We start from the raw sequence: 24,555 nt of genomic DNA, 5'->3' as shown, positions 1-24,555 counted from the left end.
TGAGGCCGCGCACTTTCGTATCTGGGGAGACCTAGTCATGTTTGCATTCGTTCTGCGGCGCCTAGCAAGCGCCGTGCCGACGCTATTCATCGTCGTCACAATCTCGTTCTTTCTCATGCGCTTTGCGCCCGGCGGCCCGTTCAACCTCGAACGCCCTCTACCGCCTGCCACGATGGAAAATCTGATGCGAGCCTACCAGCTCGATCAGCCCCTCTGGCGCCAATACCTCACCTACATGGGCAATGCCGTCAGCGGCGATTTCGGACCGAGCTACATCTACAAGGACAACACCGTTGCCGAACTCATCGGCAAGGGTCTGCCCTACTCGATGGAACTTGGTTTCTATGCGCTGCTCCTGGCGCTTATCGGCGGCGTCATCGTCGGTACGATTGCGGCCTTGCGTCAGAACAGTGCGCTGGATTTCGCGGTCATGTCGGTCGCGACGGTCGGCGTCACGGTGCCGAACTTCGTCGTCGGGCCGGTCCTGACGCTGATCTTTGCCATCGTGCTCGCCTGGCTTCCGGCGGGTGGCTGGGGCGACGGTTCACTGCGCTTCCTCATCCTGCCGATGATCGCGCTCGCCCTGCCGCAGCTTGCGGTTTTCGCGCGCCTGACCCGCGGCTCGATGATCGAGGCCTTGCGCACCGACCACATCCGCACCGCGCGGGCCTATGGCCTGCCGGCAAAATCGGTGGTCGTGGTGCACGCCATGCGCGGCGCCATGCTGCCCATCGTGTCCTATCTCGCGCCCTGCGCTGCCGCTCTTTTGACCGGCTCCGCCGTGGTCGAGACCATCTTCACCATCCCCGGCGTCGGGCGCTATTTCGTGCTCGGGGCGATCAACCGCGACTATACGCTCGTCATGGGCACGGTCGTCCTGATCGCCATCTTCGTCATCGTCTTCAATCTGCTGGTCGACATTCTCTATGGCCTGCTCGATCCGAGGGTTCGCCATGACTGACGCCGTCGTTTCCCCCGTACCCGGGAGCGAGGTGAAGGGGCGCAGCCTCTTCCAGCTCGCCGTCATGCGCTTCCGCCGCAACCGCCCGGCCATGGCCGGTTCGGTGATGCTGGTGCTGATCGCGTGCTTCGCCTTCTTCGGTCCGTTCTTCATCAGCCACAGCTACGATCAGGTCTTCTCTTCCTATGTCACCATCCCGCCGAGCCTCGAGCCGCGGCCGGGCGAGGATTCACTGGAAGAGGCGATGAAGGGCGTCGCCACCCGCGCCCGCGTCGAGCTGCAGTCCTTTTCCGTCGAGGGCGAAGCCTTCACGGCGGTCATCACCGCCAAGGACCCGATCGATCCACGCGCCACGCGCTACTTCGACCGGGCCAACGAGTTCGACAAGACCGAGGTCACGGCGACCGAGGACGAGGGGCGTAAGCTCACGCTGAAGGGTGTGGTCGACCGGGAATACTTCCTGTTCGGCACCGACACAAACGGGCGCGACCTGATGGCGCGCGTCATGCTCGGCGGGCAGATCTCCATCGCGGTCGGCCTTCTCGCCAGCCTCGTCTCGCTCGGTATCGGCGTCGTCTACGGCGCGATCTCGGGTTACATGGGCGGGCGCGTCGACAACGTGATGATGCGTTTCGTCGAAATTTTGTACTCGCTGCCCTTCGTCTTCCTGGTTGTTGTGCTCGTCGTCTTCTTCGGCCGCAGCTTCGTCTTGATCTTCATCGTCATCGGTGCGGTGGAGTGGCTCGACATGGCCCGCATCGTGCGCGGCCAGACGCTGTCTTTGAAGCGACGGGAATTCATCGGCGCGGCGGAGGCTCTGGGCTTGACGGACTGGCAGATCATCCGCCGGCACGTCATCCCCAACACGATCGGCCCGGTCGTCATCTTCGTTACGGTCATCGTGCCCAAGGTGATCCTGCTCGAAAGCTTCCTCTCCTTCCTCGGCCTCGGCGTTCAGGCGCCGCTGACGAGCTGGGGTTCGCTGATCGCCGAAGGCGCCAACAACATCCAGTCCGCGCCCTGGCTGCTCATCTTTCCCGCCATCTTCTTCGTCGTCACGCTCTTCTCGCTGAATTTCGTCGGCGACGGGCTGCGCGATGCATTCGACCCGAAGGATCGCTGACATGGCAGAGACACAGAAAACCATGGAGCCGATCCTTGCCGTGCGCGACCTGAAGGTGTCCTTCACGACGCCGGACGGGGACGTCAATGCGGTGAAGGGCATCAACCTCGATGTCCGCCCCGGCGAGACCCTGGCGGTGGTCGGCGAGAGCGGCTCCGGCAAGAGCCAGACCATGATGGGCATCATGGGACTGCTCGCGAGCAACGGCCGGGTCACGGGCTCTGCGAAATATCGCGGGCAGGAAATGGTCGGGTTGCCGCCGAAGGCGCTCAACGAGATCCGTGGTGCAAAAATCACCATGATCTTCCAGGAGCCGATGACCTCGCTCGATCCGCTCTATCCTGTCGGCAAGCAGATCGCCGAGGTGATCGTGCATCACCGCGGCGGCACGCGGAAGGAAGCCCGGCCGCGTGTGTTGGAGCTCTTGAAGCTGGTCGGTATTCCGGAGCCCGAGCGCCGTATCGACAGCTATCCGCATGAAATGTCCGGCGGCCAGCGCCAGCGCGTGATGATCGCCATGGCGCTTGCCAACGAGCCGGACATCCTGATCGCCGACGAACCGACGACGGCGCTCGACGTGACGATCCAGGCACAGATCCTGAAACTGCTGCGCGATCTGCAAAAGCGCTTCGACATGGCGATCGTGCTGATCACGCACGACCTCGGCATCGTCCGGCATTTTGCCGAACGCGTCGTCGTCATGCGGCGCGGCGAGATCGTCGAACAGGGCAGGACGGCCGACATCTTCGACAATCCGCAGGCCGACTACACCCGCATGCTGATCGAGGCCGAGCCGCATGGCCGCAAGGCGGCCCCGGCGGATGACGCGCCGATCATCCTCGAGGGCCGCAATGTCATCGTCGACTACAAGATCGACGGCGGCTTCCTGAAGAAACGCGCCAACACCTTCCGGGCTGTCGACAATGTCAGCATCAGCCTGCACGAAGGGCAGACGATCGGCGTGGTCGGCGAATCCGGTTCGGGAAAATCGACGCTCGGGCGGGCGCTGTTGCGGCTCATCTCCAGCAAGGGCGCCTATCGCTTCGGCAAGACGGATATTTCCGGCCTCGACCGGACCGGAATGCGGCCGCTCCGGCGCAGCATGCAGGTCGTCTTCCAGGATCCCTACGGTTCGCTTTCGCCGCGCCAGACGGTCGGCGAGATCATCACCGAGGGGCTTTATGTGCATGAGCCGCAGCTTTCGCGAGCCGACCGCGACCAGCGGGCAATCGCGGCGCTGAAGGAGGTGGGGCTCGACCCCGCGGCGCGCAACCGCTATCCGCACGAGTTTTCGGGCGGCCAGCGGCAGCGTATCGCGATCGCACGGGCGATGATCCTCAAACCCCAGGCGGTGATCCTCGACGAGCCGACCTCGGCACTCGATCGTTCGGTGCAGGGGCAGGTAATCGAGCTCTTGCGTGATCTCCAGTCCCGCTACGGCCTTTCCTATGTCTTCATCAGCCACGACCTGTCGGTGGTGCGTGCGATGAGCGACTATGTGGTGGTCATGAAGGACGGCAAGATCGTGGAGGAAGGTCCCACGGACGCCATTTTCAGCGCCCCGCGGGAGGATTATACAAAGACCCTCATCGGGGCTGCGTATAATATCGGGCCGTAAGCTGGAGCAATTCCAGCAAAGGTGTGCAGCGGTTTTGCGCCCGAAATTGCGTGAAACCAAGAGGAGATCGGATGGCTGAAAGCCGTTTGCCGCATATCGTGCTCTTTTCGGGCGGCACTGCGTGCCGCACGACCAATCTGGCGCTGCTTTCCAAGCCGGTGCGACTGACGCGCATCGTGCCGGCCTGGGACAGCGGCGGCAGTTCCAAGATCATCCGCGAGAACCTCGGCGTGCTCGCCGTCGGTGACATCCGCCAGGCGCTGATGACCATGGCGCATGGCGAAGGCCGGGCGGGCGATGTCGTCAAGGTCTGCAATGCGCGCATGACCAGCGGCACGCAAGATGATGCCCGCACGGAATTCGCGCTCTACGCGGAGGGCGTGCACCCGCTGCTGGAGCGCATGGAGCCGGGCCTGCGCGGCGCTATCCTCAACTACCTGCGCACCTTTCGCGCGGCGATCGGGGCGGATTTCGATTTCCGCAATGGCAGCATCGGCAACTTCATTTTGACGGGCGCGCATCTCGCCCACAACAGCGACATCAACACCGCCATCTTCGTCTTCCGCAAGCTCTGCGACATTGCCGGCCATGTCTGGCCGTCCACGGCCGCTGATGGTGTTGACCTCTCCGCCGTTTTGAATGATGGCACCCGGGTTGAGGGGCAGCACAGGGTGACGGCGCTCGACGATGCGGCGAGTGCGACGGGCATCCGCGACATTGCGCTGTCCGGCCGGGGCGGCGCGGCTGTGCCGGCCAACGAGGCCGTGCTGGAAAGTCTCGAAAGCGCCGATGCCATCGTTTTCGGGCCGGGCAGCTTCTTCACCAGCGTCCTGCCGCATTTTCTGGTCGAGGGCATCGTTCCGGCCATAGCGCGCAATGCGCATGCCCGGCGCATCTTCATCGGCAACATGCTGCAATGCCGGGAGACCCGCGGGCTGGATGTGGCGCGCATGCTGGAGATTGCCACCGCGCTCTGGCGGCGGCAGGCGGGGGCGGATGGGCGTCCCTTCACCCACGTCCTGGCAAACCACCAGCTGCTGCCCTTCGAAAAGACCGTCGGCCGCTTTGCCTATCTCGGCAATGGCGCGCTGGAAGAGGTGGGCATGCGGCTCGGCATCGAACGGGTGATCGGCGAGTTCGAGGATCCCTGGCAGCGCGGCCAGCATGACGGCCGGGCGGTTGCGGATACGCTCAGCTCGCTCTTGCCGTCGTAAGGCCGGTCTTCGCCGCCGGCATCCAGCCGCGAGCCTTGGCGAAGGCGAGGAAATCATCCGCGCCCATGGGCCGGGCAAAGGCATAGCCCTGCAGGATATGGCAGCCGAGGCCGCGCAGCAGCTCGGCATGGGCCAATGTTTCGACACCCTCCGCAACCGTCTCAATATCGCGCACCTTGCCGATGTCGATGATCGAGCGGACGAGGCTCTGCTGTGCCGTGGATTCGAGCAGCGGCTGCACCAGCCGGCGGTCGATCTTCAGCCGCGCCGGAGACAGCTCCAGGAGGCTCACGATGGAGGCGTGGCCGGTGCCGAAATCGTCGATCTCGATTTCGATGCCGAGGGATTTTATGCCGTCGATGGCCTGCTTCAGCCCGTCGTCGAGCGTATCGAAGGATATCGATTCCAGCAGTTCGAAGGTCAGCGAACCCGGGCGAATGTTCATCGCGCGCAGCTTTTCGAGAAGGTTGTCGTCGCGCAGGCGCTGACAGGAGACATTGACGGAGACGCGGGCGATGCCGAGATCCTGTCCCTCCCAGCGCATGGATTGGAACAGGGCCTGTTCGAGGATGGCCTCGTCGATCCGGGCGACAACATTGAGGGTCTCGGCCACGGGCAGGAACACATCGGGCATGATGATGCCGCGTGTTGGGTGCTGCCAGCGTGCCAGCGCCTCGACGCCGACGATCTCCAGCGTTTCGGCATCGAATTGCGGTTGGAAGTAGGGGTGGAATTCTCCGCGTTCGAGACCGCGCAGAATGTCGTCGCCGAGCCGCTTGACCTCCACGGTGCGCAGGCGGAGCTCGTCGTTGAAGGCTTCCACGCGGTTGCGCCCACGGCGCTTGGCTTCGTAGAGCGCGATATCGGCATTGACGAGCAACTGCTCGGCGGATTCTTCCGCATCGTTGCGCGTTGCAATGCCGATGCTCGCACCGATACGACAGTCATGGCCTTCGATCGCCATCGGCTCGCTGATCGCCTCGATGAGGCGGGCGGAGAGGGTGCCGAAATCGGCCTCTGTCGGCTCACGGCGCGACAGGAGCACGAATTCGTCCCCGCCGATGCGGGCGATGAAGTCCGCTGCCGGAATATGGGCACGCAGTACACCGGCCGCCTGTTTCAGCACCTCGTCGCCGGCGGCGTGGCCGAGCGTGTCGTTGATGTCCTTGAAGCGGTCGAGGTCGATATGCAGCAGGGTGAGGGGACGGGTGTCCTCGCCGATACCGGCCAGCGCGAGCTGCTGGTCGAGGAAACGCCGGTTGGGAAGCCGGGTGAGGGCATCGTGCAGTGAATTGTGCTCCAGAACGAGGCGAGCGTCTTCCAGGGCGCGGTTCTGCGCCTCCGCCGTCAGCTTGGCCTCAAGCAGTTCGGCCTGGAGGCGGATGTCCTCCGTCACATCCCAGTTTGCGCCGACGATACGCTTTGCGCCTGACGAGGCGCGATAGGTCATGCCGTGCGCGCGGATATGGCGGATGTCGCCGTCGACGGTCAGGACGCGGAATTCCGTGAGATAGGGCCTCTCGGCCTCGATGGCGTCCGAAAAAACGCGTTCGGCTTCTTCCAGATCGTCGGGATGAAGCGCGGTGCGCCAGTCCTCGTAGCGGCAGATCGGCTGGTCGGGCGGCACGTTGTAGAGGGCGCGCATGCGGGCGTCCCAGGTGAGTGTCGCCAATTCCGTGTCGAATTCCCAAACGCCGACGCGCGAGGCGTCGAGCGCGAGCTGCAGGCGTTGCGAGACGGTTTCCAGCTGATCCTCCCGGTCCTGAAGCGCCAGGATATGCCGATGGCGGTCCTTCATCAGGTAACCGACCCAGAACATGGGGGCGACGATGATGATGGCCAGCAGCGCGAGGCCGGTGCGAAACAGGGTGAGATCGGCGGACGGCTGGCGCCAGCCACCCAATGGCGCTGCAGACATGGTCCAGGCTTCGTGGCCGATGTCGATCGTCATGACGACGGGGTCGGCATCGACGGGGGTGGCCGTGCTGAAGAAGGTTCGTGCCTCGCCGCCGACATGCGGCCGGCTGGAAAGCGAAACGGCGACCTTGAGGTCTTTTCCGAAGCCACTGTTGGCCAGGAGCCTGTCGAGGTCGATCACGGCGGAGGCGATGCCGATGAAGGCGTTGTTCCGCCCGGCATGGATCGGGTAGCGCGCGATCACGCCGCGCCCGCCCTGCACCAGATCGACCGGGCCGGTGACGATGAGCCGGTCGAGCGCCTTCACCTGCATGGCCGCGGCGCGCTGGCGCTCGTTCTTGCGGTAGTCGAGGCCGATGCTGCGCTCGTTCCCCTTGACCGGATAGACGAGCGAGACGACGAAGTCCGGCGCGATGGCAAGATTGCGCAGCTGCGTGTCCTTGCGGAAGATGCGACCGGCAAGGTCGGCAAAGCGGCTCGGTGACATGTCGGGCTCTGTCGAGAGCGCCGCGACGAGGCCCTGTACGAGATTGATGTCACCCTGGATATTGCCTTCGAGGCGCGAGCGCAGCACGCCGAGCTGTTCCGTGGTGAAGGAGCGCAGGTACTCCTCTTCCAGCCGCTGCTTCTGGGAATCGGCAAGGAAAATGGCGATCAGCGCGGCAAATGCGACGACGATGGCGGGGATGTAACATCCCAGCCCGTGAAGGGAGAGCTGCGTATTCCGGTCGTTCATCGCGGTTCGTCTGTCCCCACGCGCCCTGTCTGCTCGGGAAGGGTTCTGCCCGGCCTCCGACGATCGACGGACGATGGCAGATGCAACTTAATATTTGCTGACGAGAATATGCCTTTATCTGCGGATTTCCGGGCGGGGCTTCCCGCCACGGCCTATTCTGGGCTAGTCCTCGGCCACTATCGAAATGGAACGAGGGCAGGGGGCTGGTTTGCCGGCGGACAAGGACAGGATGGAGAGCATGTTTGGCGCGATGCTCAGGACCATCATCGAGGAGAGCCCGCTGAAGGCCGCCAGCTTCATCGTCACCATCTATGGCGATGTCGTGGAGCCGCGGGGCGGCGTGGTGTGGACCGGCAATCTCATCGAGACCTGCGCTGCCATCGGCATCAGCGAGACGTTGGTGCGCACCGCCGTCTCACGCCTTGTCGCGGCCGGGCAATTGTCCGGAGAGCGGGAGGGGCGGCGAAGCTTCTACCGCCTTGCCGCGCCCGCTCGGGCGGAGTTTGCCGCCGCTGCCCGCCTGCTCTTCGGTCCACCGGAAGCGGCCGAGTGGCATTTTGTGCAGTTGACCGGAACGGCGCCAGACGAGGCGATGCAGACCCTTGAGCGGGCAGGCCATGCCCGGCTGGGGCCGCGGTTAGCGGTGGGTGCGCGCGCCCTCCCGCTTCTCAAGCAACCGGCCGTCGTGTTCCGGGGTGACGTGGTGAGCGGCGAGGGGGACCTTGGCGCCTTTGCGGCCGACCATTGGGACCTTGCGCTGCATGCCGAGGCCTATGACGGCTTCCTCCGGCGCTTCGGGCGCCTCGCCGATCTCCTTGCCGGCGGGGTGCGGCTCGGCGCAGCGGAAAGCCTCGTCGCCCGGCTGGTGCTCGTGCACCAGTTCCGTCTCGTCGTACTGCGCGATCCGCGTCTGCCGCAGACGGCCCTGCCCGTGGACTGGCCGGGAGAGGCGGCCAGGGCGCTCTTTGCCGACCTTTACCTCGGCCTCTCCCCCGAGGCGGATCTGCATGTCGCCCGCCATTTCGTCACGGCGGCCGGTGCCTTGCCGGAAGCGAGCGAGGCAACGCTGCGTCGTCTTTCCCTGTTGCGCGAGGCACGCCGGGTCGACTTTTCATAGGGAAAAGCATGGTTTGTGGTATGATGCTTGCTGCTGCGATGAGACATCACAGAATTCAGGAAAAATTCCATTGATTTGTGATGTTTCGAATGCTAAATATATAACCGATCGGTCGGTCAATGTTTCTGGAGGAACGGATCGACCCTTGGATATCAGGGAGGAAGCCGCGTGTCCGAAGCCTTTATCTGCGACGCCGTTCGTACACCCATCGGCCGTTATGGCGGGCTGCTGTCGTCGGTGCGTGCTGATGATCTGGCCGCCGTGCCGCTCAGCGGGCTGATGGCGCGCAATCAAGGCGTCGACTGGTCGAAAGTAGACGATCTCATCTACGGCTGCGCCAACCAGGCCGGCGAGGACAACCGCAATGTCGGCCGCATGGCCGTGCTGCTCTCCGGCCTTCCCGTCTCCATTCCCGCCACCACCGTCAACCGCCTCTGTGGCTCCGGCATGGACGCCGTCGGCATGGCCGCCCGCGCCATCCGCGCCGGCGACTGCGATTTCGTCATCGCCGGCGGCGTCGAGAGCATGAGCCGCGCGCCCTTCGTCATGCCCAAGGCCGACAGCGCCTTTTCGCGTGCCAATGCCGTCTATGACACGACGATCGGCTGGCGCTTCGTCAATCCGAAGATGAAGAAGGCCTTCGGCGTCGATTCCATGCCGCAGACGGCCGACAACGTTGCCGCCGACTTTGCCGTCAGCCGCGAGGACCAGGACGCTTTTGCTGCGTTGAGCCAGGCCCGTTGGGCGGCGGCGCATGAGGCCGGCCTTTTTGCCGATGAGATAGTGTCCGTTTCCGTGCCGCAGAAGAAGGGCGATCCGCTGGTCGTCGACACCGACGAACATCCCCGTCCCGGCACGACGGCCGAGCAGCTTGCCAAGCTGAAGGGCGTCAACGGCCCGGACCTCTCTGTCACCGCGGGTAACGCCTCGGGTGTCAATGACGGCGCGGCCGCCTTGCTCATCGCCAATGAGGCGACCGCCAAGGCGCAGGGCCTGACGCCGAAGGCGCGCGTCGTCGCCATGGCGGCGGCGGGGCTTGAGCCGCGCATCATGGGGTTCGGCCCGGCTCCGGCGGCGCGCCGGGTGCTGGAACGCGCCGGCCTGACGCTCGGCCAGATGGACGTCATCGAACTCAACGAAGCCTTCGCCTCGCAGGCGCTCGCGGTTCTGCGCGATCTCGGCCTGCCGGATGATGCGCCGCATGTGAACCCGAACGGTGGCGCCATCGCCATCGGCCACCCGCTCGGCATGAGCGGCGCGCGGCTCGTCACGACAGCCACCTATCAGCTCCACCGCCAGGGCGGGCGCTATGCACTGTGCACCATGTGCATCGGCGTCGGTCAGGGCATCGCAATCATTCTCGAGCGCGTCTGACGCGCCAGCAAGGAGGAAAGACCATGTATGCCCAGATGGTGAAGACCGATGCCGCTCGCGTCCGGTCCCTCGACGAGATGGACCCCGTGGAGCGCGCCTTTCAGGAGCGCGTCGACGCCGGCCAGAAGATCGAGCCGAAGGAATGGATGCCCGAGGGTTATCGCAAGACGCTTGTGCGCCAGATCAGCCAGCACGCCCATTCGGAAATCGTCGGCCAATTGCCGGAAGGCAACTGGATCACCCGCGCACCCACCTTGGAAAGAAAGGCGATCCTGCTCGCCAAGGTGCAGGACGAGGCCGGCCACGGCCTCTACCTCTATTGCGCCGCCGAAACGCTCGGCATCAGCCGCGACCAGATGTACGAGCAGTTGCATTCCGGCAAGGCGAAATATTCCTCGATCTTCAACTATCCGACGCTGACCTGGGCCGATATCGGCGCAATCGGCTGGCTGGTCGATGGCGCGGCCATCATGAACCAGGTGCCGTTGCAGCGCTGTTCCTACGGCCCCTATGCGCGGGCCATGGTGCGCATCTGCAAGGAAGAAAGCTTTCACCAGCGCCAGGGGTATGACGCCCTGATGAAGATGGTGAAGGGCACGCCGGCCCAGAAGGCCATGGTGCAGGACGCGCTGAACCGCTGGTGGTGGCCGTCCCTCATGATGTTCGGCCCCTCGGACGATGCCTCCGTGCATTCGGCGCAGTCGATGGCCTGGAAGATCAAGCAGAACTCCAACGACGAGCTGCGCCAGAAATTCGTCGACCAGACCGTGCCGCAGGCAAAATATCTCGGCCTCACCGTGCCGGATCCGGACCTCAAGTGGAACGAGGAAAAGGGCGGCCACGATTTCGGCGAGCCGGATTGGGAGGAATTCTTCAACGTGATCGCCGGCAACGGCCCGTGCAATGCGGAGCGCCTCAACGCCCGCAAGAAGGCCTGGAATGACGGCGCCTGGTTCCGTGACGGCCTGACGGCGCATGCCGAAAAGGCCGCCGACCGCCGCGCTGCGGCAAAAATCGCCGCTGAATAAGGGAGAGAGCACGATGTCCAGCGAATGGCCGCTTTGGGAAGTTTTCATCCGGGGCCAGCACGGCCTCAACCATCGCCATGTCGGGAGCCTGCATGCGCCCGACGCCGAGATGGCGATCAACAACGCCCGCGACGTCTATACGCGCCGCAACGAGGGCGTCAGCATCTGGGTGGTGAAATCCTCTGACATCACCGCCAGCGCGCCCTCGGAAAAGGGCCCGCTGTTCGATCCGTCGAACTCCAAGGTCTATCGTCACCCGACCTTCTTCGACATTCCGGACGAAGTGGGGCACATGTGATGTCGGGCGCGGCGCTTCTCGAATTCCTGCTGCGCATCGGCGACAACACGCTGATCCTCGGCCATCGCGTTTCCGAATGGTGCGGGCACTCGCCCGCGCTGGAGGAGGATATCGCGCTCGCCAACACCGCGCTCGACCTGATCGGCCAGACGCAGCTCTGGCTCGGCCTTGCCGGCGAGGTGGAAGGCAAGGGCCGTTCCGCCGACGATCTCGCCTATCTGCGCGACGGTTACGAATTCCGCAACATCCTCATCGTCGAGCGCCCGAACGGCGATTTCGGCAAGACGCTGATGCGGCAGTTCCTGTTTGACGCCTGGCACTATCTGCTCCTCAAGGCGCTGAAGGGGTCTTCCGACACCCGCATCGCCGAGATCGCGGAAAAGGCGGTCAAGGAAGTATCCTACCATCTCGACCGCAGCCGCGATCTCGTCATCCGCCTCGGCGACGGCACGGCGGAAAGCCACCGCCGCATGCAGGAGGCGCTGGATGAACTCTGGCCCTTCACCGGCGAGATGTTCATGAGCGATGCGTTCGACGCCGAACTGGCCGAGGCCGGCATCATCCCGGCCCCCGCAAGCCTCAAGGCGGGCTGGGACGAGATCGTCGCGGAGACGCTCTCCGAGGGCACGCTGAAGAAGCCGGCCGACGGCTACATGCACAAGGGCGGCCGGCGCGGCGTTCACACCGAGCATCTCGGCTTCATCCTCACCGAGATGCAGTTCCTGCAACGCGCCTATCCGGGCGCGACCTGGTAGGAGGCGGCGATGGACCCGGCGCTTCGTCCCTCGGTCAAGGAGGTCTGGCACTGGCTTTCCGAAGTGCCGGACCCGGAAATCCCGGTCATCTCGCTCACCGATCTCGGCATTATCCGCGATGTCGAATGGCGGGACGATACACTTGTCGTGACGGTGACGCCGACCTATTCGGGCTGTCCCGCCACCACGGTGATCAATCTCGATATCGAGACGGCGCTCACCGGAAAGGGCCTTACCAAGGTGAAGCTGGAGCGCCGTCTCTCGCCCGCCTGGACGACGGACTGGATCAGCGCCGAAGGCCGGGAGAAGCTACGCGACTACGGCATCGCCCCGCCGATCGACGGCACGGCCGCCGACGGCGTCTTGATGAAACGCATCGACCGGCTCTCCGGCCGGTCGAACCTGACCATCGCCTGTCCGCGCTGCGGCTCGGCGAACACGGAAAAGATCAGCCAGTTCGGCTCGACGCCCTGCAAGGCGAGCTATCGCTGCACGGACTGCCTGGAACCGTTCGACTATTTCAAGTGCATCTGACCGGAAGCGATTCCGGCGAACCGGAATTCGCCTGACACGCTCTGGTTTCCTGTTTTTACCGCATGATCCGACGCCGAAGCGATGCCGCTCCGGCTGGAAATGCTCTAGGGAGAAGGCCCGCACATGGCACGTTTTCATTCCCTGACCGTGACCGACGTTCGCCGCGAGACGCGCGATGCGGTCGTGGTCACGCTCCGGCCGTCCGACGAGGACCGCGCCGTCTTCGATTTCACGCAAGGGCAGTACCTGACCTTCCGCCGCAAGTTCGAGGACGAGGAGCTGCGCCGCTCCTATTCGATCTGCGCCGGCAAGGACGAGGGTGTCCTGAAGGTCGGCATCAAGCGCGTCGACGGCGGCTGTTTCTCCACCTGGGTCAACGAAAGCCTGAAGGCCGGCGACACGCTGGAGGCCATGCCCCCGATGGGCGCGTTCTTTACCGCGCTGGAGCCGGACGCCGCAAAACACTATCTCGGCTTTGCTGGCGGCAGCGGCATCACGCCGGTGCTCTCGATTATCAAGACGGTGCTGTCGCGTGAACCGCGCGCGCGCTTCACGCTGGTCTACGCCAACCGTCAGATCAGCTCGATCATGTTCCGCGAGGAACTGGAGGACCTGAAAAACCTTTATCTTGGCCGCTTCTCGGTGCTGCATATCCTCGAAAGCGAGGCGCAGGATATCGACCTCTTCACCGGCCGCATCGACGGTGAAAAGTGCGCGGCGCTGTTCAGGAACTGGATCGACCCGAAATCTGTGACGACCGCCTTCATCTGCGGCCCGGAGCCGATGATGCTGGCGATCGCTGCCGCCCTTCGTGAGCATGGCCTGCGTGACGACCAGATCAAGTTCGAACTCTTCGCCTCCTCGCAGCCCGGCCGGGCGCGCGCCAGGGTGGAGAAGGCGAACGGTGCGGACCAGGGCGCGGCCTGCGAGGCCACCGTTACGCTCGACGGCGCGACCCGCACCTTCAAGTTCCCGAAACAGGGCCAGAGCCTGCTCGACGCCGCGCTCGAAAACGCCATGGACGTGCCCTATGCCTGCAAGGCCGGCGTCTGTTCAACCTGCCGAGCCAAGATCATTGAGGGCGAGGCCGAGATGGAGGTCAACCACGCGCTGGAAGATTACGAGGTGCGCCAGGGCTATGTGCTGACCTGCCAGTGCTTCCCGCTCACCGACCGCATCGTCGTCAGCTACGACCAGTAAGGGGAATTTTCATGTCCGATACGATGCCGATCGAAGACTATCTGGCTGAGGGTGGTGTGCTCTCCTCGCCCGCCAATGTGCCGCCGCGCTATCGCGGCGAACTCTTGCGCCTCATGGCGAGCTTTGTCGACAGCGAACTGGCCGGTTCCGCCGGCTTCGCCGATACGATCAACGATGCGCCGGGCATTCAGGAGCGCATCTCCGCCGCCCGCATCGTGCTGGAAAAGGCCGATCACGCCGGCAAGGTCTTGCAGGTCATGGAAACCTTCGGCGCAAATGGCGGGCGCTACGCCGTGCACCATCCCTGGGCCGAGCGGCTTTCCCGCGAGGCCGATATCGGCGCGGCACGGCAGGGCGGCGACATGCGCCTCTCCGTCTTCCACTATCCGCTGCAAGGCTGGGTGGATGCCGTCGTCATGAACGTGCTGATGGGCCGGGCGAGCGTCGTGCAGTTGAAGGAACTGTCGCGCGTCTCCTACCAGCCGCTCGCCGAGATTTTCCGTGCCATCCTGCCGCGCGAGACGCGCCATGCGGAGCTTGGCCTTGCCGGCCTCGTGTGCATCGCCGGTGACGAGGAGGGCCGCGCCAAAGCGCAGGCTTCCGTCGCCTACTGGTATCCGCGCGTCGCCGCCAGTTTTGGCCATTCCGGCTCCGCCCGCTTCGAAACGCTGTCGCGTTTCGGCCTGCGGCATACGCAGAACGAGACCCTGCTGGCCGAATGGCGAGCCGAGGTCGATGCGCAGCTCGCTGCGCTTGGATTGAACTGAGCAATCCCAGGAAAAGTGTGAAGCGGTTTTCCGTCCGTGATTGCGAAAAAAACAGGAAGGACATTGAGATGAACGTCATGGCAAACCGGCCGCGCCGGCTCGAAAGCTATGTCGGCGGCGCTTGGGTCGTCGGTGCGAAGGAGGGCGTGCCCCTGCTCGACGCCGCGACGGGCGATCCGGTCGCCTTCATCGATTCCTCCGGCATCGATTTCAAGGCGATCCTCGCCCACGGCCGCGACAAGGGCGGCCCGGCGCTGCGGCGCATGTCCTTTCACGGGCGCGCCGCCATGCTGAAGGCACTCGGCCAGGCGCTGATGGAGAAGAAGGAAGAGTTTTACGCTCTCTCGACCGCCACCGGCGCGACGCGCGCCGATAGCTGGGTCGATATCGAGGGCGGCATCGGCACGCTACTCTCCTATGCCTCCAAGGGCCGGCGCGAATTGCCGAACACCCGCGTCCTGCTCGATGGCGACGTGGAACCGCTTTCCAAGGACAACACGTTTGCCGCTCAGCATATCCTGACCCCGTTGCAGGGCGTCGCGGTGCATATCAACGCCTTCAACTTCCCCTGCTGGGGCATGCTGGAAAAGCTTGCGCCGACGCTGATCGCCGGCGTTCCAGCCATCATCAAGCCGGCGAGCCAGACGGCCTATCTCACTGAACTGATGGTCCGCCGTATCGTCGAGACCGGCATCCTGCCGGAAGGCGCGTTGCAGCTCGTCTGCGGCTCGGTCGGCGACCTGCTCGATCATGTCGAAGGGCAGGACGCCGTCACCTTCACCGGTTCGGCCGCCACCGGCCAGCGCCTCAAGACGCACAAGGCGATCATCGAAAACTCGGTGCGCTTCACCATGGAGGCCGACAGCCTCAACGCCGCCGTGCTCGGCCTCGACGCCGCGCCCGGTACGGAGGAATTCGACCTCTTCGTCAAGGAAGTCGCCCGCGAGATGACGGTGAAAGCCGGCCAGAAATGCACGGCGATCCGCCGCGTCATCGCCCCGCGCGCCTATAGCGAGGCCCTCATCGAAACTCTTGGCGCGCGTCTTGCGAAGACGGCGATCGGCAATCCCGCCGACGAAGCCGTACGCATGGGCCCGCTCGCCAGCCTCGACCAGCGCGAAGAAGTTCGCGCCCGTATCCGCGATCTCTCCGCCGACGCCGAGATCGTCGCTGGCGATCCTGATAATCCCAGCGTCCAGTCCGGCGACGCCGTGGCCGGGGCCTTCCTCAATCCGGTGCTGCTCTATTGCGACAAGCCGGGCTCGGCCCGCGCCGTGCACGATGTCGAGGCCTTCGGCCCGGTCAGCACCGTCATGCCCTATGACACGGCGGAAGAGGCGGTCGATCTCGCCCGGCGCGGCAAGGGCAGCCTCGTCGCCTCGGTCTTCACCAACGATCCGGGTTTTGCCCAAGAGGTGGTACTCGGCCTTGCCCCCTTCCATGGTCGCGTGATGATCGGCAACCGCGTCAGCGCCAAATCCTCCACCGGCCACGGTTCGCCGCTGCCGGGCCTCGTGCATGGCGGCCCCGGCCGCGCGGGCGGCGGCGAGGAGCTGGGCGGCATGCGCGGCGTCAAGCACTACATGCAGCGTACCGCCATCCAGGGCGCGCCGACCATGCTCTCCGCCGTCACCGGCCGCTGGCTGCCGGGCGCGACAGCGCGGGCGGGCGGCGAGCATCCGTTCCGCAAGTCATTGGCGGAACTGAAGATCGGCGACCAGCTCATCACCGCCACCCGCACGGTGACGCTCGACGATATCGAGCATTTCGCCCATTTCACCGGCGACACTTTTTATGCCCACATGGACGAGCAAGCGGCCAGGGCGAACCCGTTCTTCGACGGGCGCGTTGCGCACGGCTATCTCATCGTCTCCTTCGCCGCCGGCCTGTTCGTCGATCCGGCTCCGGGCCCGGTGCTGGCCAATTACGGCGTCGACAACCTGCGCTTCCTGACACCGGTCAATCCGGGTGATACGCTGCAAGTGCAGCTCACCTGCAAGGAGATCAGCCCGCGCGCCAATGCCGAGCATGGCGAAGTGCGCTGGGATTGCAACGTGACCAACCAAACCGGCGCCACCGTCGCGCAGTACGACGTGCTGACCATGGTGGCCAAAACGAGAGACTGACCGCATGGACCCGCGCCGCCTGGAAATGACCGTTTTGATGACGCCGGACATGGCGAATTTTTCCGGAAAGGTTCACGGTGGCGCGCTTCTGAACCTGCTTGATCGTGTCGCCTTCTCCTGCGCCTCGCGTTATTCGCAGCAATATGCGGTGACGCTTTCGGTCGATCAGGTGATGTTCAAGGAGCCGATCCATGTCGGCGAACTCGTCACCTTTCGCGCTTCGGTGAACCATACCGGCCGAACCTCCATGGAGATCGGCATTCGCGTCGAGGCGGAGAACATCCGCTCCGGCCACCGCCGGCACACCAATTCCTGCTATTTTACGATGGTCGCCGTGGATGATGCGGGAAAGCCGGTGCGTGTGCCGGAGTTGCAGCCGACGGATCCGGTGGATACCAGGCGCTACAAGGCGGCAGAGTTGCGCCGCACGCTGCGGCGTGAATTTGCCGAGCGGCTGGAATCGGTCGCGGCGACGGGCAAGGACGTGGAACGGTCGGACGACGGTTAGTTTTTGCTTACGTAACGGCTTTGACGCCCTCAAGGATCAGCGTCGTCGCGATATCCGCATACTCATCCCGCGTCACTGGCCCGTTCGGGCGGAACCACATATAGACCCAGTTCATCATGCCGAAGAGCGACATGGTGACGGGCATCAGCAACGGGCGGTCCTTGTTGAGATCCGGGTTGATGTCGCGGATGACGCCGGAGAAGCGCTTGACGATCTGCCGCTCGATCGCCTGCAGTTCGGAAAGCTGTTCGGGGGAAAGTGCGCTGGTGCCGTTGAGCTGCACCTTGTGCTCGTTGTCCCGACCCTCGTAGTTCGCCAGCACGGCCTTCACGAGAAGCCGCAGGCGATCCTGCGGGGCGACGTCTGGTCGGTCGGCGGCTTCGATGGCGTTTGCCAGCTCCGTCAGGTGCGTGCGTACGATGTCGAAGATCAGCGCATCCTTGCTCGGATAATAGTGATAGAGCAGCGCCTTGGAGACATTGCTGTGCGAGGCGATCATAGACATGGAGGCTTTCTCCATGCCCATCTCGGCAAAGACCGCGGCGGCACTCGAGAGAATGCCGCGCTGTTTTTCCTCGAAATCAACTGCGCGCGTGCGTGCCATTTTATCCTGCTTTGCTTTGCCCGGCTGCTTCCGGGAAGGTGGCTGCCCTCCCTATACACAGTCAACCCGGTTCCGGGATAGGGGACCTTCATCCTTCTTCTAACGGCGAAGATTCCCCATCTCTTTGTTTCTACACAACTCCGGACGCAAAATCATTCCTCGCGCGATTGCTGGAATTGTTCAGCCCGGCCTTTCATTCCTTCGGACGGTTGTCGACCACCCGTTTTGCCTTGCCTTCCGAGCGGGCGACGCCGCCGGGCTCGTGCACCGTGATCTTCGTCGAGACCCCGACCACGCTCTTGATGTGATGGGCGAGTTCCTTGGCCGAACCCGTGCGAGAACCCTCGTCGGCTGCCTCGAGCGTGCACTCCACATGCACGGTCATGTTGTCCATGCGGCCCGAGCGTGTCAGCTCGATCTGGAAATGCGGCGCGAGGCCGCGACATTTCAGGATCTGTTCCTCGATCTGTGTCGGGAAGACGTTGACGCCGCGCAGGATCATCATGTCGTCGGAGCGGCCGGTGACCTTTTCCATGCGGCGCATCGAGCGGGCGGTGCCGGGCAGCAGCCGCGTCAGATCGCGCGTGCGATAGCGGATGATCGGCAGGCCTTCCTTGGTGAGCGTGGTGAAGACCAGCTCGCCGATCTCGCCGTCCGGCAGCACCGCACCTGTGACCGGATCGATGATTTCGGGGTAGAAATGGTCTTCCCAGATGTGCAGGCCGTCCTTCGTTTCGACGCATTCATTGGCGACGCCCGGGCCCATGACCTCCGACAGGCCGTAGATGTCGACGGCGTGCATGTCGAAGGACTGCTCGATCTCCTCCCGCATGGCGTTTGTCCAGGGCTCGGCGCCGAAGATACCGACGGCGAGCGAGCTTTCCCGCGGATCGACGCCCTGGCGGCGGAATTCGTCGAGGATGGAGAGCATGTAGGAGGGCGTGACCATGATGATGCGCGGCTTGAAATCCTGCATCAGGGTGACCTGGCGTTCCGTCATGCCGCCGGAGATCGGCACCACGGTGCAGCCCGCCCGTTCCGCGCCGTAATGCGCGCCGAGGCCGCCGGTGAAGAGGCCGTAGCCATAGGCGACATGCACGACATCGCCGGCCCGGCCGCCCGAGGCGCGGATCGAGCGGGCGACGACGTTCGCCCAGGTGTCGATGTCGTTCTTCGTGTAACCGACAACGGTGGGCTTGCCGGTCGTGCCCGACGAGGCGTGGATGCGCGCCAGCTTCTCACGGGGTACGGCGAACATGCCGAACGGGTAGGTGTCGCGCAGGTCCTTCTTGGTGGTGAAGGGGAATTTTGAAAGGTCGGCAAGCGTCTTGAGGTCGGAGGGGTGCACGCCTGCCGCGTCGAAGCGCTGACGATAGAAGGGCGAATTCTCGTAGGCGTGGGTCAGTGACCATTTCATGCGCTCAAGCTGCAGCGCGGAAATCTCATCGCGGGAGGCAGTCTCGATCGCTTCGAGGTCTCCGGGGCGGGGGGACAGGTCTTCCATGAAAATCTCCTCCGAGAATGCGGGATGGTGTGCCCTCTGCCTCACTCCGGCAGATGGGTGCCCTTGACTGTTCGCGAGTGGCCGCGGAATTCCGCGACATGCTCGCCCTCCTGGTTGGTGATGCGGATGTCGTAGATGCCGCCACGACCGCGGCGCGACACCTCCTTCGCCGTCGCGGTCAGCCTGTCGCCCCGGAAGGCCGGCGCGATGAAGGTCACCGAACAGTGCTGGGCGACGGTGCGCTGGTTGTAGGTGTTGCAGGCGAAGGCGAAGGCCGAATCCGCCAGCGTGAAGATGTAGCCGCCGTGACAGGTGCCGTGGCCATTGGTCATGGTCTCGGCGATGGTCATGACAATGGCCGCTTCGCCGGGTGCGATGGCAACGAGCTCCATGCCGAGATGACGGGTGGCGTTGTCGTCATCCCACATCGCCTTGGCGCAGGCTTCGGCGAGCGCTTGCGGAGAAAGCTCGGCGGCGCTCATTTGCCGGAGAACTCCGGCTTGCGCTTTTCGAGGAAGGCGGAAACGCCCTCGGCGTAGTCGGCGCTGCGACCGGCCGCGCGCTGTAGGTCACGCTCGAGGTCGAGCTGCTGGTCGAGAGAATTGGTGGCGGCGGCCTGGATGGCGCGTTTCGTCATGCCGAGGCCCTTGGTCGGGCCGGCGGCAAGGCGTGCGGCGAGAGCGCTCGCCTCTTCCATCAGCGTGTCGTCGTCGACGGCGCGCCAGATGAGTCCCCAGTCGGCGGCGGTTTCCGCGCCGAGCGGTTCTGCGGTGAGCGCAAGCGCCTTGGCGCGCGCCTCGCCGATCAGGCGGGGCAGGCTCCAGGTGCCGCCGGAATCGGGCACCAGGCCGATCTTGGCGAAGGCCTGGATGAAGCGGGCGGAGCGGGCGGCGAGCGTGATATCGCAGGCAAAGGCGATATTGGCACCCGCGCCGGCGGCGACGCCGTTGACCGCGCAGATGACAGGTTTTTCGAGGCTGCGGATGAGGCGCAGCAGCGGATTGTAATAGGTCTCGATCGTGTGGCCGAGGTCCGGCACGCCTTTCTTGGGATCGCGGTCGCCGAGATCCTGGCCGGCGCAGAAGCCGCGGCCGGCACCGGTCAGCAGTACGGCGCGTACCGCGTCATCCGCATGGGCACGCTCGAAGCCGGCGCGTAGCGCAAGGTGCATCTCGTCGTTAAAGGCGTTAAGCTTGTCCGGGCGGTTCAGCGTGAGGCTCAGAACGCCATCGGCGAGCGCCGACAGAATGGTGTCGGAAGTGGTCATGGTTCCTCCCTGTCGCCCTTCCCAGCGGCGACCGTAAAAAAACTCTTGCATAAACCGACCGGTCAGTCAATTATAAAAGCACTGACTGGAGGAGCCAGAGATGACCGGACTTTTCGAGCGCCATCGCCCGACGCTGGCCGCCGCAATCGAAGCGGCCGCCAAGCGTGATTTCTGGACCGTCTATCCCGAAGTGCCGAGTGGCAAGATATACGGTGAAACGGCAAAGGACGATGGCCTTGCCGCCTATACGGCACGGCTCGATGCGGCGTTCGATCTCGTCGATCATCCGGCCGAAGGGCGCGTCGGTGCCGAGGTTTCGCCGTATGGGCCGGCCCTTGGCATCACGTATCCCGCCGCCTCTGCCGACATGCTGGTCATGGCCTCGCGCGCGGTCGCCCCGCAATGGGCCGCGGCCTCGCCGGACATACGCGCCGGCATCTGTCTCGAAATCCTTGCCCGCCTCAATGCCCGCAGCTTCGAGATGGCGAATGCCGTCATGCACACAACGGGCCAGGCCTTCGCCATGGCCTTCCAGGCCGGTGGCCCACATGCGCAGGATCGTGGCCTCGAGGCCGTCGCCTATGCCCATGCCGAGATGAGCCGCATACCGGCGCAGGCGACCTGGACCAAGCCGCAGGGCAAGGGCGCGCCGATCGTCATGGAAAAGCACTGGCGCATCGTGCCGCGCGGTATTTCCCTCGTCATCGGCTGCAATACGTTCCCGACCTGGAACAGCTATCCGGGCCTTTTCGCCAGCCTCGTCACGGGCAATACCATCATCGTCAAGCCGCATCCGGCGGCGATCCTGCCGCTTGCCATCACCGTCGAAGTCGCGCGGCAGGTGCTCGTGGAAGAGGGGTTTGCGGCCGATATCGTGCTGCTCGCCGCCGATGCGCCCGGTGCCGAGATCACCAGGGATCTCGTGCAGCATCCTGCCGTCGCCATCATCGACTATACCGGTTCCAATACGTTCGGTGCCTGGGTGCGCGAAAACGCCGGTCATGCCGATGTCTACACCGAAGAGGCCGGCGTCAACTCGATCGTCATCGGTGCGACGGATGATTTTGCCGGCATGTGCAGCAATATCGCCTTCTCGCTCTCGCTCTATTCCGGCCAGATGTGCACGGCGCCGCAGGATATTTTTGTCCCACGCGGCGGCATTGCGACGAATGAAGGCCACAAGAGTTTCGACGAGGTTGCGGCTGGCATCGCGGCTGCCATCGATGGTCTGCTTGCCGATCCGGCGCGTGCGGCCGGTGTCTGTGGGGCCATCGCCAATCCGGCGACGCTCGCCCGCATTGCGACGGCCCGGTCGCTTGGCCGCATCGTCCGTGACTCGGCGCCCGTCGAAGGCCTCGATGGCGCTCGCACTGCAACGCCTTTGATCCTCGTCGTCGATGCAGCGGATGCGGATTCTTACGCGGAGGAACGCTTCGGTCCCATCGCTTTCGTCGTTGCGGTTGATGACGTCGAGGACGGCATCGACCATGCTGCCAGGCTTGCCGAGCGCAAGGGGGCGATCACGGCGGCGCTCTACGCGGCGGATGAAACCCAGATTCTTGCCGCGGCCGATCGTTTCGCCACGGCGGGCGTCAATCTTTCCGTCAACCTGACCGGCGGCATCTATGTCAACCAGAGCGCCGCCTTCAGCGATTTCCACGTTACCGGTGCCAATCCGGCGGGCAATGCCAGCCTGACGGATGCGGCCTTCGTCGCGAACCGGTTCCGCGTGGTGATGTGGCGCCGCCCCGCGGCGGCGTGAGGAGTTTTCGCTTTAACCTTTGTCTTTGTTGGGAGGAGAAACCGACATGAAATTTTCGCTCACCACCACCGCGCTCGCCGGCACGCTGGCCTTCGTCCTCGGCTTTGCCGCGCCGGCCCTTGCCGATATCAAGATCGGCGCGACCCTTTCGGAGACCGGTCCTGCCTCCTTCCTTGGCGATCCGGAAGCCAAGACGCTGAAGATGCTGGTTGAGGAGATCAATGCGGCCGGCGGCGTCAATGGCGAGAAGATCGACCTAATCGTCTATGACGACGGTGGCGACCCGAACAAGGCGCGCACCTTCGCCACCCGCCTGGTTGAGGATGACGAGGTCGTCGCCGTGATCGGCGGCACGACGACGGGCACCTCCATGGCCATCATCCCGGTCTTCGAGGATGCCGAAGTCCCGTTCATCTCGCTTGCGGGCGCGATCGAGATCATCGATCCCGTCCGTCCCTTCACCTTCAAGACCCCGCACACGGACCGTATGGCCTGCGCGAAGATCTTCGAGGACATGAAGAAGAACGGCATCACCAAGATCGGCATGATCTCCGGCTCCGACGGTTTCGGCGCATCCATGCACAAGCAGTGCCTGTCCATCGTCGGGGAATACGGTATCGAGGTGCTGGCCGACGAGACCTACGGCCCGACCGATGCCGACATGACGCCGCAGCTTACCAACATCAAGGGCAAGGACGGCGTGCAGGCCGTGCTGAACCCCGGTTTCGGCCAGGGGCCGGCGATCGTCACACGCAACTATGCGCAGCTCGCCGTCGGCCTGCCGCTCTACCAGTCGCACGGCGTCGCCTCGGATGGTTTCATCGAGCTTGCCGGCGCGGAGGCTGCCGAAGGCGTGCGCCTGCCGGGCACGGCGCTTCTCGTCGCGGGTCTGCTGCCGGAGAACGACCCGCAGCGCGCCGTCGTCGTCGCCTACAAGGAGGCCTATGAAAAGGCGACCGGCAAGCCGGTCTCGACCTTCGGCGGCTACGCCCACGATGCGCTGCGCATTCTCGTCGATGCGATCAAGCGGGCAGGCAGCACCGAGCCTTCGGCGATTCGCGATGCGATCGAAGGTACGGCGGGCCTTGTCGGTACGACCGGCACGGTAACCATGACGGCGGAGGATCATCTCGGCCTCGACCTGTCGGCCTTCCGCATGCTGCAGATCGAAAAGGGCGGCTGGAAGATCGTCGAGTAATCGAGCCTGCCGGCCCGCGCCACAGGGCTGTGGGCCGGCGGAAACCGTCGTGCGCGAAGCGGAGGCATTCATGCCCGAACTCCTGCAATTCCTACTCTCCGGGATCACGGTCGGCGCGGTCTATGCGCTGGTCGCGCTCGGCTTCACGATCATCTACAACGCTTCCGACGTCGTGAACTTCGCCCAGGGCGAGTTCGTCATGCTCGGAGGCATGATCACCTTCTTCGCGCATGCCGCCGGATTGCCGCTGCCGCTTGCCGCGCTCATCGCCATCATCGTCACGGCGGGTGTCGGCGTTGCGCTCAACAAGCTGGCGATCGAGCCGGCACGGGGCGCACCCGTCGTCTCGCTGATCATCATCACCATCGGCGCCTCGATCTTCATCCGCGGCGCGACACAGCTCGTTTTCGACAAGCAGCTCCATCGCTTCCCGGCCTTTTCGGGCGACCAGCCGATCGTCATCGGCGGAGCGACCATCCTGCCGCAGAGCCTCTGGGTGATTGCCGGTGCGCTTGCCGTCTTCTTCTGTCTCTGGCTGTTCTTCACACGCACCCTCATCGGTCGCGCGGTACTGGCGACGGCGAACAACCGCATCGCTGCCCAGCTCGTCGGCATCAACACCAATTATGTGATGACTCTCTCCTTCGCCATGTCGGCCGCCATCGGCGCTCTCGCCGGCGTGCTGGTGACGCCGATCACGCTGACGAGCTATGATGTCGGCCTCGCGCTGGCATTGAAGGGATTTGCTGCCGCCATGCTCGGGGGCATGGGCAATCCCAAGGGCGCGCTCGTGGGCGGCCTGATGCTCGGTGTCCTGGAGGCGATGACGGCCGGCTATGTCAGCTCGCAATACAAGGACGCAGCCGCCTTCGTCGTCATCCTCGCGGTGCTCTTCGCCATGCCGCAGGGCCTGTTCGGCCGCAAGTCGACGGATCGGGTGTGAT

At 64.5% G+C, this 24,555-nt stretch carries 22 protein-coding genes; 17 read left to right on the top strand and 5 right to left on the bottom strand.

Going from position 1 to position 24,555, the window contains the following annotated elements:
• The first annotated feature begins 37 nt into the window (after window positions 1-37).
• From oppB to K0P03_RS15585, 4 genes are all read left to right on the top strand, one after another.
• Window positions 38-961 carry an oligopeptide ABC transporter permease OppB gene (gene oppB, locus K0P03_RS15600; protein WP_023515826.1) on the top strand — a complete coding sequence of 308 codons (924 nt, stop codon included), beginning with the start codon at window positions 38-40 and terminating at the stop codon, window positions 959-961.
• Window positions 954-2,084: an ABC transporter permease gene (locus tag K0P03_RS15595; protein ID WP_023515827.1), complete on the top strand. Its 1,131-nt coding sequence runs from the start codon at window positions 954-956 to the stop codon at window positions 2,082-2,084. The genes oppB and K0P03_RS15595 overlap by 8 nt, the downstream gene beginning before the upstream one ends.
• Window positions 2,059-3,702, top strand: a complete 1,644-nt coding sequence (locus K0P03_RS15590) for an ABC transporter ATP-binding protein (protein ID WP_272790031.1) — start codon at window positions 2,059-2,061, stop codon at window positions 3,700-3,702. The genes K0P03_RS15595 and K0P03_RS15590 overlap by 26 nt, the downstream gene beginning before the upstream one ends.
• Before the next feature lie 71 nt (window positions 3,703-3,773).
• Window positions 3,774-4,916: a gluconeogenesis factor YvcK family protein gene (locus tag K0P03_RS15585; RefSeq protein WP_050743701.1), complete on the top strand. Its 1,143-nt coding sequence runs from the start codon at window positions 3,774-3,776 to the stop codon at window positions 4,914-4,916.
• Here K0P03_RS15585 and K0P03_RS15580 read toward each other — a convergent pair.
• Window positions 4,894-7,569 (bottom strand): bifunctional diguanylate cyclase/phosphodiesterase, encoded by a 2,676-nt coding sequence (locus K0P03_RS15580; protein ID WP_272790030.1) that lies wholly within the window; start codon window positions 7,567-7,569, stop codon window positions 4,894-4,896. The two genes, K0P03_RS15585 and K0P03_RS15580, sit on opposite strands and share 23 nt — an antisense overlap.
• A 208-nt stretch (window positions 7,570-7,777) precedes the next feature.
• Between K0P03_RS15580 and paaX the strand changes: the two genes are divergently transcribed.
• The 10 genes from paaX (at window position 7,778) to K0P03_RS15530 (ending at window position 17,276) form a co-directional block, all read left to right on the top strand.
• Window positions 7,778-8,686 carry a phenylacetic acid degradation operon negative regulatory protein PaaX gene (gene paaX, locus K0P03_RS15575; protein WP_443020557.1) on the top strand — a complete coding sequence of 303 codons (909 nt, stop codon included), beginning with the start codon at window positions 7,778-7,780 and terminating at the stop codon, window positions 8,684-8,686.
• A gap of 168 nt (window positions 8,687-8,854) precedes the next feature.
• The gene (pcaF, locus tag K0P03_RS15570; protein WP_130514014.1) at window positions 8,855-10,060 is read left to right on the top strand and encodes a 3-oxoadipyl-CoA thiolase; all 1,206 of its coding nucleotides are present in this window, start codon (window positions 8,855-8,857) and stop codon (window positions 10,058-10,060) included.
• A 23-nt stretch (window positions 10,061-10,083) separates the two neighbouring features.
• Entirely contained in the window at window positions 10,084-11,088 is a 1,005-nt protein-coding gene (paaA, locus tag K0P03_RS15565) for a 1,2-phenylacetyl-CoA epoxidase subunit PaaA (protein WP_130514015.1), read from the top strand.
• A 13-nt stretch (window positions 11,089-11,101) separates the two neighbouring features.
• Window positions 11,102-11,386 carry a 1,2-phenylacetyl-CoA epoxidase subunit PaaB gene (gene paaB, locus K0P03_RS15560; RefSeq protein WP_272790028.1) on the top strand — a complete coding sequence of 95 codons (285 nt, stop codon included), beginning with the start codon at window positions 11,102-11,104 and terminating at the stop codon, window positions 11,384-11,386.
• Complete coding sequence (gene paaC, locus K0P03_RS15555) at window positions 11,386-12,141, top strand: 1,2-phenylacetyl-CoA epoxidase subunit PaaC (RefSeq protein WP_272790027.1); 756 nt, start codon at window positions 11,386-11,388, stop codon at window positions 12,139-12,141. The genes paaB and paaC overlap by 1 nt, the downstream gene beginning before the upstream one ends.
• Before the next feature lie 9 nt (window positions 12,142-12,150).
• Complete coding sequence (gene paaD / locus K0P03_RS15550) at window positions 12,151-12,675, top strand: 1,2-phenylacetyl-CoA epoxidase subunit PaaD (protein WP_272790026.1); 525 nt, start codon at window positions 12,151-12,153, stop codon at window positions 12,673-12,675.
• Window positions 12,676-12,798: 123 nt separating this feature from the next.
• A complete protein-coding gene (paaE, locus tag K0P03_RS15545; RefSeq protein ID WP_272790025.1) occupies window positions 12,799-13,875 on the top strand; it encodes a 1,2-phenylacetyl-CoA epoxidase subunit PaaE in 1,077 nt (358 codons plus the stop codon).
• Between the two features lie 11 nt (window positions 13,876-13,886).
• Window positions 13,887-14,642, top strand: a complete 756-nt coding sequence (locus tag K0P03_RS15540) for a Phenylacetic acid catabolic protein (RefSeq protein ID WP_272790024.1) — start codon at window positions 13,887-13,889, stop codon at window positions 14,640-14,642.
• Window positions 14,643-14,710: 68 nt separating this feature from the next.
• Window positions 14,711-16,768 (top strand): phenylacetic acid degradation bifunctional protein PaaZ, encoded by a 2,058-nt coding sequence (gene paaZ, locus K0P03_RS15535; protein ID WP_272790023.1) that lies wholly within the window; start codon window positions 14,711-14,713, stop codon window positions 16,766-16,768.
• Window positions 16,769-16,772: 4 nt separating this feature from the next.
• The gene (locus K0P03_RS15530; protein ID WP_130514020.1) at window positions 16,773-17,276 is read left to right on the top strand and encodes an acyl-CoA thioesterase; all 504 of its coding nucleotides are present in this window, start codon (window positions 16,773-16,775) and stop codon (window positions 17,274-17,276) included.
• 7 nt (window positions 17,277-17,283) lie between these two features.
• Here K0P03_RS15530 and K0P03_RS15525 read toward each other — a convergent pair whose 3' ends face one another.
• From K0P03_RS15525 to paaG, 4 genes are all read right to left on the bottom strand, one after another.
• A complete protein-coding gene (locus K0P03_RS15525; protein WP_024271329.1) occupies window positions 17,284-17,880 on the bottom strand; it encodes a TetR/AcrR family transcriptional regulator in 597 nt (198 codons plus the stop codon).
• A 193-nt stretch (window positions 17,881-18,073) separates the two neighbouring features.
• Complete coding sequence (gene paaK, locus K0P03_RS15520) at window positions 18,074-19,384, bottom strand: phenylacetate--CoA ligase PaaK (protein WP_023512771.1); 1,311 nt, start codon at window positions 19,382-19,384, stop codon at window positions 18,074-18,076.
• A 41-nt stretch (window positions 19,385-19,425) separates the two neighbouring features.
• Window positions 19,426-19,866 carry a hydroxyphenylacetyl-CoA thioesterase PaaI gene (gene paaI, locus K0P03_RS15515; protein ID WP_050743711.1) on the bottom strand — a complete coding sequence of 147 codons (441 nt, stop codon included), beginning with the start codon at window positions 19,864-19,866 and terminating at the stop codon, window positions 19,426-19,428.
• Entirely contained in the window at window positions 19,863-20,651 is a 789-nt protein-coding gene (gene paaG / locus K0P03_RS15510) for a 2-(1,2-epoxy-1,2-dihydrophenyl)acetyl-CoA isomerase PaaG (RefSeq protein ID WP_130514023.1), read from the bottom strand. The genes paaI and paaG overlap by 4 nt, the downstream gene beginning before the upstream one ends.
• A 100-nt stretch (window positions 20,652-20,751) precedes the next feature.
• Here paaG and paaN point away from each other — a divergent pair, with 100 nt between their 5' ends.
• From paaN to K0P03_RS15495, 3 genes are all read left to right on the top strand, one after another.
• Window positions 20,752-22,413, top strand: coding sequence for a phenylacetic acid degradation protein PaaN (gene paaN, locus K0P03_RS15505; protein ID WP_272790022.1), 1,662 nt, complete (start codon window positions 20,752-20,754; stop codon window positions 22,411-22,413).
• A 46-nt stretch (window positions 22,414-22,459) separates the two neighbouring features.
• Window positions 22,460-23,611, top strand: coding sequence for an ABC transporter substrate-binding protein (locus tag K0P03_RS15500; RefSeq protein WP_023512767.1), 1,152 nt, complete (start codon window positions 22,460-22,462; stop codon window positions 23,609-23,611).
• A gap of 70 nt (window positions 23,612-23,681) precedes the next feature.
• Entirely contained in the window at window positions 23,682-24,554 is an 873-nt protein-coding gene (locus K0P03_RS15495) for a branched-chain amino acid ABC transporter permease (RefSeq protein ID WP_272790021.1), read from the top strand.
• Window position 24,555: the final 1 nt, after the last annotated feature.

It is taken from the genome of Shinella sp. HY16, from assembly GCF_028534175.1.
GTDB lineage: Bacteria > Pseudomonadota > Alphaproteobacteria > Rhizobiales > Rhizobiaceae > Shinella.
The sequence above is the reverse complement of the archived record's forward strand: the minus strand, read 5'-3'. Positions and strand labels throughout refer to the sequence as shown.

Coding starts and splice junctions, on each gene's coding strand:
- oppB (WP_023515826.1), top strand. CDS start 38: ATGTTTGCATTCGTTCTGCGGCGCCTAGCAAGCGCCGTGCCGACGCTA.
- K0P03_RS15595 (WP_023515827.1), top strand. CDS start 954: ATGACTGACGCCGTCGTTTCCCCCGTACCCGGGAGCGAGGTGAAGGGG.
- K0P03_RS15590 (WP_272790031.1), top strand. CDS start 2,059: ATGCATTCGACCCGAAGGATCGCTGACATGGCAGAGACACAGAAAACC.
- K0P03_RS15585 (WP_050743701.1), top strand. CDS start 3,774: ATGGCTGAAAGCCGTTTGCCGCATATCGTGCTCTTTTCGGGCGGCACT.
- K0P03_RS15580 (WP_272790030.1), bottom strand. CDS start 7,569: ATGAACGACCGGAATACGCAGCTCTCCCTTCACGGGCTGGGATGTTAC.
- paaA (WP_130514015.1), top strand. CDS start 10,084: ATGTATGCCCAGATGGTGAAGACCGATGCCGCTCGCGTCCGGTCCCTC.
- paaB (WP_272790028.1), top strand. CDS start 11,102: ATGTCCAGCGAATGGCCGCTTTGGGAAGTTTTCATCCGGGGCCAGCAC.
- paaC (WP_272790027.1), top strand. CDS start 11,386: ATGTCGGGCGCGGCGCTTCTCGAATTCCTGCTGCGCATCGGCGACAAC.
- paaD (WP_272790026.1), top strand. CDS start 12,151: ATGGACCCGGCGCTTCGTCCCTCGGTCAAGGAGGTCTGGCACTGGCTT.
- paaE (WP_272790025.1), top strand. CDS start 12,799: ATGGCACGTTTTCATTCCCTGACCGTGACCGACGTTCGCCGCGAGACG.
- K0P03_RS15540 (WP_272790024.1), top strand. CDS start 13,887: ATGTCCGATACGATGCCGATCGAAGACTATCTGGCTGAGGGTGGTGTG.
- paaZ (WP_272790023.1), top strand. CDS start 14,711: ATGAACGTCATGGCAAACCGGCCGCGCCGGCTCGAAAGCTATGTCGGC.
- K0P03_RS15530 (WP_130514020.1), top strand. CDS start 16,773: ATGGACCCGCGCCGCCTGGAAATGACCGTTTTGATGACGCCGGACATG.
- K0P03_RS15525 (WP_024271329.1), bottom strand. CDS start 17,880: ATGGCACGCACGCGCGCAGTTGATTTCGAGGAAAAACAGCGCGGCATT.
- paaK (WP_023512771.1), bottom strand. CDS start 19,384: ATGGAAGACCTGTCCCCCCGCCCCGGAGACCTCGAAGCGATCGAGACT.
- paaI (WP_050743711.1), bottom strand. CDS start 19,866: ATGAGCGCCGCCGAGCTTTCTCCGCAAGCGCTCGCCGAAGCCTGCGCC.
- paaG (WP_130514023.1), bottom strand. CDS start 20,651: ATGACCACTTCCGACACCATTCTGTCGGCGCTCGCCGATGGCGTTCTG.
- paaN (WP_272790022.1), top strand. CDS start 20,752: ATGACCGGACTTTTCGAGCGCCATCGCCCGACGCTGGCCGCCGCAATC.
- K0P03_RS15500 (WP_023512767.1), top strand. CDS start 22,460: ATGAAATTTTCGCTCACCACCACCGCGCTCGCCGGCACGCTGGCCTTC.
- K0P03_RS15495 (WP_272790021.1), top strand. CDS start 23,682: ATGCCCGAACTCCTGCAATTCCTACTCTCCGGGATCACGGTCGGCGCG.